This window comes from Roseomonas sp. CECT 9278 (genome assembly GCF_918698155.1).
Taxonomy (GTDB): domain Bacteria; phylum Pseudomonadota; class Alphaproteobacteria; order Acetobacterales; family Acetobacteraceae; genus Neoroseomonas.
Genome location: NZ_CAKKLX010000090.1, coordinates 1 through 8,091 on the forward strand (window position 1 = coordinate 1; position 8,091 = coordinate 8,091).

Sequence of the window (8,091 nt, forward strand, 5' to 3'; positions counted from 1 at the left end):
GGCGGCGTCCTCGGCCGGTGCGGCGTCACGAGGTTCGGCCTCACGCGGGGCGCGCGGCGTGCGTTCGCGTGGCGGGCCGTCGCGGCGCGGGGCGGCCTCGCGCCGCGCACCGTCGCGCCCACCGCGGCCCTTGGCAGCCGGGGCACCACGACCGCGGCCACGCCCGCGCGGGGCGCGCATCGCTTCCTCGATTTCCTCGTCCGTCACGACGTCGAGGCCCTCGACCACCATGCGCGGGATGGGCTTGCCGGTCAGCTTCTCGATCGCCGCGACGTTGCGCGCATCGTCGGCGGTCGCGATGGAATAGGCGCGGCCCTCGCGCCCGGCGCGGCCGGTGCGGCCGATCCGGTGGACATAGTCCTCGTCACGGAAGGGCACGTCGAAGTTGAACACGTGGCTGAGCCCGCCGATGTCGATGCCGCGCGCGGCGACATCGCTGCACACCAGCAGCTGCAATTCATTCGCCTTGAAGGCGTTCAGCGTGGCGAAGCGGGTGGACTGGTCCATGTCGCCATGCAGGGCACCCACGCTGAAGCCGTGCTTCTTCAGCGACTTGTACAGGATGTCGACCTCGATCTTCTTGTTGCAGAAGATCAGCGCGTTCTGCACCTGCTCGACGCGGATCATGCGCCGCAGCGCCTCGCGCTTGTCGTGCGGCTGCACATAGACGATGCCGGCGGTGATGGTGGTGGCGACGGAAGCCGGCGCCGAGACCGCGATCTCCTTGGGATTCGACAGGAAGGCATCGGCCAGGCGGCGGATCTCGGGCGCCATGGTGGCGCTGAAGAACAGCGTCTGGCGGATTTTCGGCAGCATGCCCACGATGCGCTCGACATCGGGGATGAACCCCATGTCCAGCATGCGGTCGGCCTCGTCGATCACCAGCAGCTTGCAGTCCGCCATCAGGATGCGGCCGCGGTCGAACAGGTCGAGCAGCCGGCCCGGCGTGGCGATCAGCACGTCGACGCCCTTTTCGAGCACGTCGCGCTGGTCGTTCATGCTCTCCCCGCCGATCAGCAGGGCGTGGTTGAGCTTGAGGTGCTTGCCGTATTTCTCGAAGTTCTCGGCGACCTGGAGCGCCAGTTCGCGCGTCGGCTCCAGGATCAGGCTGCGCGGCATGCGCGCCTTGGCGCGCGACCCGGTCAGGATGTCCAGCATCGGCAGCACGAAGGATGCGGTCTTGCCGGTGCCGGTCTGCGCGCAGCCCAGCACGTCCCGGTTCATCAGGACATACGGGATGGCCTGTTCCTGGATGGGCGTGGGGTGGACGTAGCCGGATTCCGTGACGGCGCGCAGGAGTTCGTCGGACAGGCCAAGGTCGGCGAAGGTGGTGCGCGCGGGCGCTTCCTCCTCGGAATAGTCGGTCACCTCGTCCTCGTCCTCGTCCTCCGCCGGCGCGGCGGCGAGGGCGGTGGCCGGCTCCGGTTCGGGCGGGGCGTCGGCCCCATCCGCGGCGGGCGCGGGCAGCGCCGCCTCGGTCCCGGTCGGCGCGGCCGCCAGGATGGTCTCGGTGGGGGGCTCCGGCTGTGCCGGGGCAGCGGTCGCCTCGGCGGCCGCAACAGGATGGTCGTTCAAATCGCTCGGTTCCATGGCCCGGCCAGGCGGGCCGCCAGGGGTGATTGCGGTGGGTGGCCGAGCCCCGGCAGGGCGCGCATCCGGGGCCGGCGGTCCGGCCCGCCAATCCACGAGCGCCGCGCATATGCGCCGCTTCGGCCAGAAGATCAAGGATTTCCGCCTCTCCCGCCGCGTGGACGGCGGCGGGGCGCGGCGGTAACACCGCGGACATGACCGATGCGCCCGTTCTTCTGCTGCTGCCCGGCCTGCTGTCCGACGCACGGCTGTGGCGCGACCAGGTCGCCGCGCTGGCGCCGCTGGCGCGGCCGGTGGTCGCCGACCTCACGCTCGACGACACGGTGGAGGCGATGGCGGCGCGCGCCCTGGCGGGTTTCGACGGGCCCTTCGCGCTCGCCGGCCTGTCGATGGGCGGCTATGTCGCGCTCGAGGTGCTGCGCCAGGCACCCGGGCGCGTCACCCGCCTGGCGCTGCTCGACACCACGGCGCGGCCGGATACGCCGGAGCAGACGAGCCGCCGCCGCGGCCTGATCGCCCTGTCGCAATCGGGCCAGTTCCGCGGCGTGACGCCGCGGCTGTTGCCGCAGCTGATCCATCCCTCGCGGCTCGACACGCCGCTGGCGGCCGAGGTCATGGCCATGGCCGAGCGGGTCGGCCAGGCGGCCTTCCTGCGCCAGCAGGGGGTCATCATGCGCCGCCCCGATTCGCGGCCGGGGCTGGCGCAGATCCGGGTGCCGACGCTGGTCGGCGTGGGTGCGGATGATGCGCTGACCCCGCCCCACCTGGCGGAGGAAATGGCCGCGATGATCCCCGGCGCCCGGCTGCGCCGCTTCGCCGATGCCGGGCACCTGCCGACCATGGAAGTGCCCGAGGCGGTGAACGCCGCCCTGGCGGCCTGGCTGGTGGCCTGACCCGCTACGCCGCGACCGCCGCGCGCGGCAGCAGCGAGACCAGGTGCCGCGCCACCGCCAGCGGTGCCGAGACGCCGGCGCGGCGCTCGGCCTCCGGGTTGTAGTTGGTGTTGGTGTTGACGTCGTAGGCGAAGGTATTGCCCTGCGCGTCCGTCACGAACTCGATCGCGCCGACGCCAATGCCGTTGGCCGCCAGGAAGGCCTCCATGCGCGGCAGCAGGGGATGCGCGAAGCCCTCCAGGATGCGGAACTTCTCCCCGGGTGCCACGGCGGGGCAGGCGGCACCCTCGGGCAGGGCGCAGGCGTCCGCCGGGCACAGCTCGAAGCCCTCCGAGGTGTCCACCTGCACCGCATAGACGAAGCGGCCGGCCACGAATTCGGCGCGGGTGATGAAGGGCTGCGGCGCCGCGATGTAGCGCTGCACCAGCCAGATGCCATCGCGCGGGAGGGCGTGCGGGTCATCGCTGGCGGCGATGCGCGCCACCGCTTCCTCGAGCGCCGCCGCCGAATGCACCAGCTGCACGCCCAGCCCCTTGCCCGCCCGGTTGTGCTTCAGGATCAGCGGGAAGCCGATGCGCGCGGCGGCCTCGCGGATGTGCTGCTCGCCCACCACCGCCACGGTCGGCGGCGTGGGGATGCCGAAGGCGGCCAGCGCCTCGTATTGCGCGACCTTGGACAGTTCCAGCTGCAGCGCTCGCCGCCCGTTCACCACCACGCGCCCGTGGCGCTCCAGCCATTCGATCACCGCGCCCGCATATTCCGGCGCATGGACATGCCCGCGCGTGTGCGACGACGCCGACATGCGGTTCCAGAACACGCCCTCGGGCGGCGGCTGCGTCAGGTCCAGCAGGCCGCGGTCGAGGAACCATTCCTCATGGAGCGCGCGCAGGCTCGCGAAGGCATCGCGGAAGGGCGCGAGCCAGGCGTCGTTCTCGTGGATGACATGGATCTTGGGCATGGCGGCGGTCCGGTCGGCTGGAGGATACGTACGATGAGAAAAAACATCGCGCGCAGGCGGCGACAACCCGCCCGAAAAAGAAAGATTTTTCTTCCAGCGCGGCGTGCCCAGGGGGTATCCGCTTGCCGTCCACCCGTGCGCCGCGCCAAGCCCTTCCCCGTTGCCCGCCGGCGCGCCAGCGCCTAATCGATGGACAGACGCAGGGATGCCCGCATGTCCGAAACCATCCTCCTCGAGACGCGTGAGACCAAGCGCTCCTACGGGCCGCTCTGGCTGCTGCTGGGCGTGCTGATGCTGGGCCTGCCCTTCCTCGGCCGCCAGCGCATCCGCCTGACCAACGAACGCATCACCGTCGTGTCCGGCTTCTGGACCAAGGTGCGCGACGACATCGAGATCTTCCGCATCCGCGACGTGGTCGTGAAGCAGAGCCTCTATCACCGCCTGCTGGGCATCGGCGACGTGGTGGTGAAGTCGATGGAGGGCCGCACCGAGGAACTGCACGTGCTGCGCGGCCTGCCCGATCCGGTCGGCGTCAGCGAGCAGATCCGCAACCTGTGGAACCGCGCCGCGCGTCCGGCCGGGCCGGCGACGACGCTCGACTGACGCCGCCCGCCACGCGCCTGCCGCATTGCGCCGCGCATCCTGCCGCGCATGACCGACAGCGCCGCGCTCGCCTGGCCGCCCATCGCGCGTTTCGTCGCCGCCGAGCGGCGGCTGTCCGCCCGCGCCGTGCGGGCCGGGCCGGTCGCGTCCGGCTGCTATGAATTCCTGCGCTTCGGCGTGAAGCAGGGCTGGGCCTGCCTGTTCGGCGGCGTGCTGCTGGCGCTGCTGGTGGCCACGCACCTGTTCTATCCGCGCGACGCGATCCTGCCGCGCTACGATTTCCTGCTGCTGGCCTGCATCGCCATCCAGGTCGGGCTGCTGCTGGCACGCCTGGAGACGCTGGAGGAAGCCCGGATCATCCTGGCCTTCCACCTGGTCGGCACGGCGATGGAGGTGTTCAAGACCGCGATGGGGTCCTGGACCTACCCGGAATTCTCCCATGCGCGGATCGGCGGCGTGCCGCTGTTCACCGGCTTCATGTACGCCGCGGTGGGGTCCTACATCGCGCGGGTTTGGCGGCTGTTCGACTTCCGCTTCACGCATCACCCGCCGGCCTGGGCGGTGCTGGGGCTGGGCGCGGCGATCTACGTGAACTTCTTCACCCACCACTTCACCTGGGATGCGCGCTGGGCGCTGTTCGCCGTGGCGGGGGCGATGTTCGGGCGCTGCCGGATCTACTTCAGGCCGTGGCGCCGCTACCGCTGGATGCCGCTGCTGGTGGGCTTCGGCCTGGTCGCGCTGTTCATCTGGTTCGCCGAGAACCTCGGCACCTTCGCCGGCGCCTGGCTGTATCCGCACCAGCGCGGCGGCTGGTCGATGGTGCCGCCGGCGAAGTTCGGCGCCTGGTTCCTGCTCATGCTGCTGTCCTATGCGCTGGTGTTTGCGCTGCATGCGGGCAATGGCGCGGTGCGCGCGCCGCCGGGGCGCGCAAACACGGCTTCCCGCGGCGCCGCCACGTCTGTCACGCTGCGCTGATGCCCGCCGCCTTCGCGCCCTTCCGCCACCCGGCCTTCCGCATGCTGTGGTGGGCGAACCTCGCGGCCAACATCGGGCTGTGGGTGCAGAACACCGGGGCGGGCTGGATGATGACCAGCCTCGATCCCTCGCCGGTGATGGTCTCGCTGGTGCAGGCGGCGTCGATGCTGCCGGTCTTCCTGATGGCGCTGCCGGCCGGCGCGCTGGCCGACATCATCGACCGGCGCGTCTACCTGATCGGCGCGCAGGCCTGGGTGCTGTCGGTGGCGACGATGCTCGCGCTGCTGACCTGGGCCGGCTGGCTCGGGCCCTGGGGGCTGCTGTTCTTCACCTTCTGCATCGGCATGGGCAATGCGCTGAACTTCCCGGCCTGGGCCGCCACCACGCCGGAACTGGTCCCGCGCGAGGACCTGGTGCAGGCCATCGCGCTGAACGGCATCGGCTTCAACCTCTCGCGCGCGGTCGGCCCGGCGATCGGCGGCTTCGCCATCGCGCTGGCCGGGACCGAGGCCGCCTTCGCGCTGAACGCGCTGTGCTTCCTCACGCTGCTGGTCGCGCTGCTGTTCTGGAAACGCGAGGCGCCGCGCAGCGCCCTGCCGCCCGAACACTTCCTGGGCGCGATGCGCGCCGGGTTGCGCTTCGTCGCCGCCAGCCCGGCGATGCGCGCGACCATCCTGCGCGCCTGCGTGTTCTTCTTCTTCACCGCGGCGGTGTGGGGGATGCTGCCGCTGGTGGTGCGGATGCGCCTCGGCCTGGGGCCTGAGGCCTATGGCATCATGCTGGGCGTCATGGGCGTGGGCGCGGTCGCCACCGGCTTCGCGCTGCCCATGCTGCGCACGCGGCTGCCCACGCGCAGCGCCATGGTCACGGCCTTCTCGCTGGTCTCGGCGGTGGCGCTGGCCTTGCTTGGCGTGTCGGGCCACTGGGCGCCGGCGGCGGTGTCGATGCTGCTGTTCGGCGCGGGGTGGCTGGGCGCGGCCAGCACCTTGCAGGCGGCCGCCCAGTTCGCCACGCCGGCCTGGGTGCGGGCGCGCGCCATCGGCATCTACCAGCTGTGCTTCTTCGGCGCGATGACGCTCGGCGCCGTGCTGTGGGGCTGGGCGGGGGCGAGCCTCGGCCTGCAGCCGGCATTGCTGTTCGCGGCCGGCGCCGCGGTGGTCTGCGCGCTGCTGGTGCGCGGCTGGCCGCTCGATGCGCAGCCGGCCACCGAGGCCCCGACCGTCCCGATGCCGCGGCCCGAGGCGCCGTCGGACGAACTGCGCGCCGTGCTGGCCGGCGATACCGGGCGCGTGCTGGAAGTGGTGCGCTACACCGTCGATCCCGCCGATCGCGACGCCTTCCTGGCGGCCATGCGCGAAGCGCGGCGGGTGCGCCTGCGGTCCGGCGCGCTCGCCTGGCGCCTGCTGGAGGATGTCGCGCATCCCGAACGCTGGATCGAACTCTGGGCCGTGGAATCCTGGACCGAGCACCTGCGCGAGGCCGGCCGCCTGGACGCCGCCGACCGCGCCGTGCTGGCCCGCGCCGCCGGCTACCAGAGCGGCGATGCCGCGCCCGAGGCGGCGCGCTACCTGGCCGTGCTGCCCTGACGCGCGGGCGCGAAACACCATATGCTGCGTCATCAGATCAGGAGTGGGGACCCATGCCGAAGACCAAGGCCGACAAGCTCCAGGCCACCCGCAACGACCTTGGCGCCAATGTGCGCGAGGCCTCCGTCGGCGTGCTGAACGCCACGCTGGCCGATGCGATGGACCTGACGAACGGCGTGCGCATGGCGCATTGGACGGTGCGCGGGCCGCATTTCGCCGCGCTGCACGCGCTGTTCGAAACCTTCTACGACCAGCTCGGCGAAGCGACCGACGACCTGGCCGAGCGCGTGGTGCAGCTGGGCGGCGCGCCGGACGGCACGACGCAGCGGATCGGCGAGAAGTCGCGCCTGGCGCCCTATCCCGCCGGGCTGCGCGACGGGATGGAGCATGTGAAGGCGCTGGCCGACCGCTACGCGGCGCTGGCCGCCACCGTGCGCGCCGGGATCGGTTCGACCGACGAGGCCGGCGATGCCGACACGGCGGACCTGCTGACCGGGCTGTCGCGCACGCTGGACAAGGCGCTCTGGATGCTCGAGGCGCATCTGGGCTGAGCAGCCGGGTCGAACTGCCGTGCTGGCCGTGAGCGCGCCGGCAACAGCGACGATGCGCGGCCAATCCTCGGGAGCGAGGCAGCGCCAGCCCCTACCGGAATTGGCGGCCCGAGGCGTGCCTCGGGCCGGGATCGCACAGCGCGACCGCGCCCGGACCGTCAGCGGCCGCCAAGACAACACGGCGTGGCACGAAGGCAGGCCGGCCGGATGGCCGGCGCCCGCCGTTTGACGGCCCGCAACGACTCCTCCCGCTGGCCGGCACCGATGCCGCGTGCTTCCCTGACGGTGCCGGAGCGCAGGAGACAACGCCGTGGATCGCCCTTCATCCGACATCCGTGATCCGCGGGTGGTCGATCCGCGCGCCCGGCCGGCCAAGCGCCGCGGAGCTTCCCGCGCCGTCCTGCTGGCCGCCGGTGCTGCCCTGGTGGTCAATGCCTGCGCCCCGCCGGGCGGCTTCGCCGATGCCGGGGAGGGCTGCCGCAACCAGCTCACCAGCTTCAACGGCGCCGGCGACGCCTTCCTCGGCTCCGGCGCGCAGCAGACCGATCCCGGGCAATTGCCGCGCGGCACCGTCGCCACCAATTTCGGCCGCGCGCCGGCGGCGGCGCCGACCGCCGCGACGGGCCTCGACGCCACGCTGTCGCAGGAGAATGCGGAGCTGGATGCGTTGCAGATCGCCTTCGACGCGCTGCTCTATTGCCGCTGGATCGAGGCGCGGGTGATCCGCGCCGAGCTCGCCGCCAACCGCGTGGCGCGGCCGGCCGCCGAGGCCCGCATGGCGGCCCTGCGCGCGCGATTGCAACGCGACCTCGGTCGGGCGCAGTCGGTGCTGGACAGCCTGGAACGCCGCGCCGCCGGCCGGGAGGGCGCGATCGAGGCGGCCGCCCCGGGCAGCCGGGCCGCCGCCCAGGCCGCGCGCCGCGGCGGGCCGACGC

The 8,091-nt window shown here is 72.4% G+C and carries 8 protein-coding genes; 6 read left to right on the forward strand and 2 right to left on the reverse strand.

The features are described from left to right. A partial coding sequence (locus LQ222_RS25685; RefSeq protein ID WP_374202193.1) for a DEAD/DEAH box helicase occupies window positions 1-1,590 on the reverse strand: 1,590 nt, incomplete at its 3' end. A gap of 194 nt (window positions 1,591-1,784) precedes the next feature. On the opposite strand from LQ222_RS25685, the gene LQ222_RS25690 reads away from it, so the two are divergent. Next, window positions 1,785-2,483: an alpha/beta fold hydrolase gene (locus tag LQ222_RS25690; protein WP_230169728.1), complete on the forward strand. Its 699-nt coding sequence runs from the start codon at window positions 1,785-1,787 to the stop codon at window positions 2,481-2,483. 4 nt (window positions 2,484-2,487) lie between these two features. Here the strand turns inward: LQ222_RS25690 and LQ222_RS25695 are convergent, their stop codons facing one another. Next, window positions 2,488-3,441 (reverse strand): RimK family alpha-L-glutamate ligase, encoded by a 954-nt coding sequence (locus LQ222_RS25695; RefSeq protein ID WP_230169729.1) that lies wholly within the window; start codon window positions 3,439-3,441, stop codon window positions 2,488-2,490. A gap of 213 nt (window positions 3,442-3,654) precedes the next feature. On the opposite strand from LQ222_RS25695, the gene LQ222_RS25700 reads away from it, so the two are divergent. The 5 genes from LQ222_RS25700 to LQ222_RS25720 all read left to right on the forward strand — a co-directional run. Further along, window positions 3,655-4,044 (forward strand): PH domain-containing protein, encoded by a 390-nt coding sequence (locus LQ222_RS25700; protein WP_230169730.1) that lies wholly within the window; start codon window positions 3,655-3,657, stop codon window positions 4,042-4,044. A 48-nt stretch (window positions 4,045-4,092) separates the two neighbouring features. Beyond that, window positions 4,093-5,019: a DUF817 domain-containing protein gene (locus LQ222_RS25705; RefSeq protein ID WP_230169731.1), complete on the forward strand. Its 927-nt coding sequence runs from the start codon at window positions 4,093-4,095 to the stop codon at window positions 5,017-5,019. Then, window positions 5,019-6,605 (forward strand): MFS transporter, encoded by a 1,587-nt coding sequence (locus tag LQ222_RS25710; RefSeq protein ID WP_230169732.1) that lies wholly within the window; start codon window positions 5,019-5,021, stop codon window positions 6,603-6,605. The genes LQ222_RS25705 and LQ222_RS25710 overlap by 1 nt, the downstream gene beginning before the upstream one ends. Window positions 6,606-6,658: 53 nt before the next feature. Beyond that, on the forward strand, window positions 6,659-7,156 hold the full coding sequence (gene dps / locus LQ222_RS25715; protein ID WP_230169733.1) for a DNA starvation/stationary phase protection protein Dps: 498 nt from the start codon (window positions 6,659-6,661) through the stop codon (window positions 7,154-7,156). 310 nt (window positions 7,157-7,466) lie between these two features. After that, window positions 7,467-8,091: hypothetical protein (locus LQ222_RS25720; protein ID WP_230169734.1), on the forward strand; the 625-nt coding region annotated here is incomplete at its 3' end.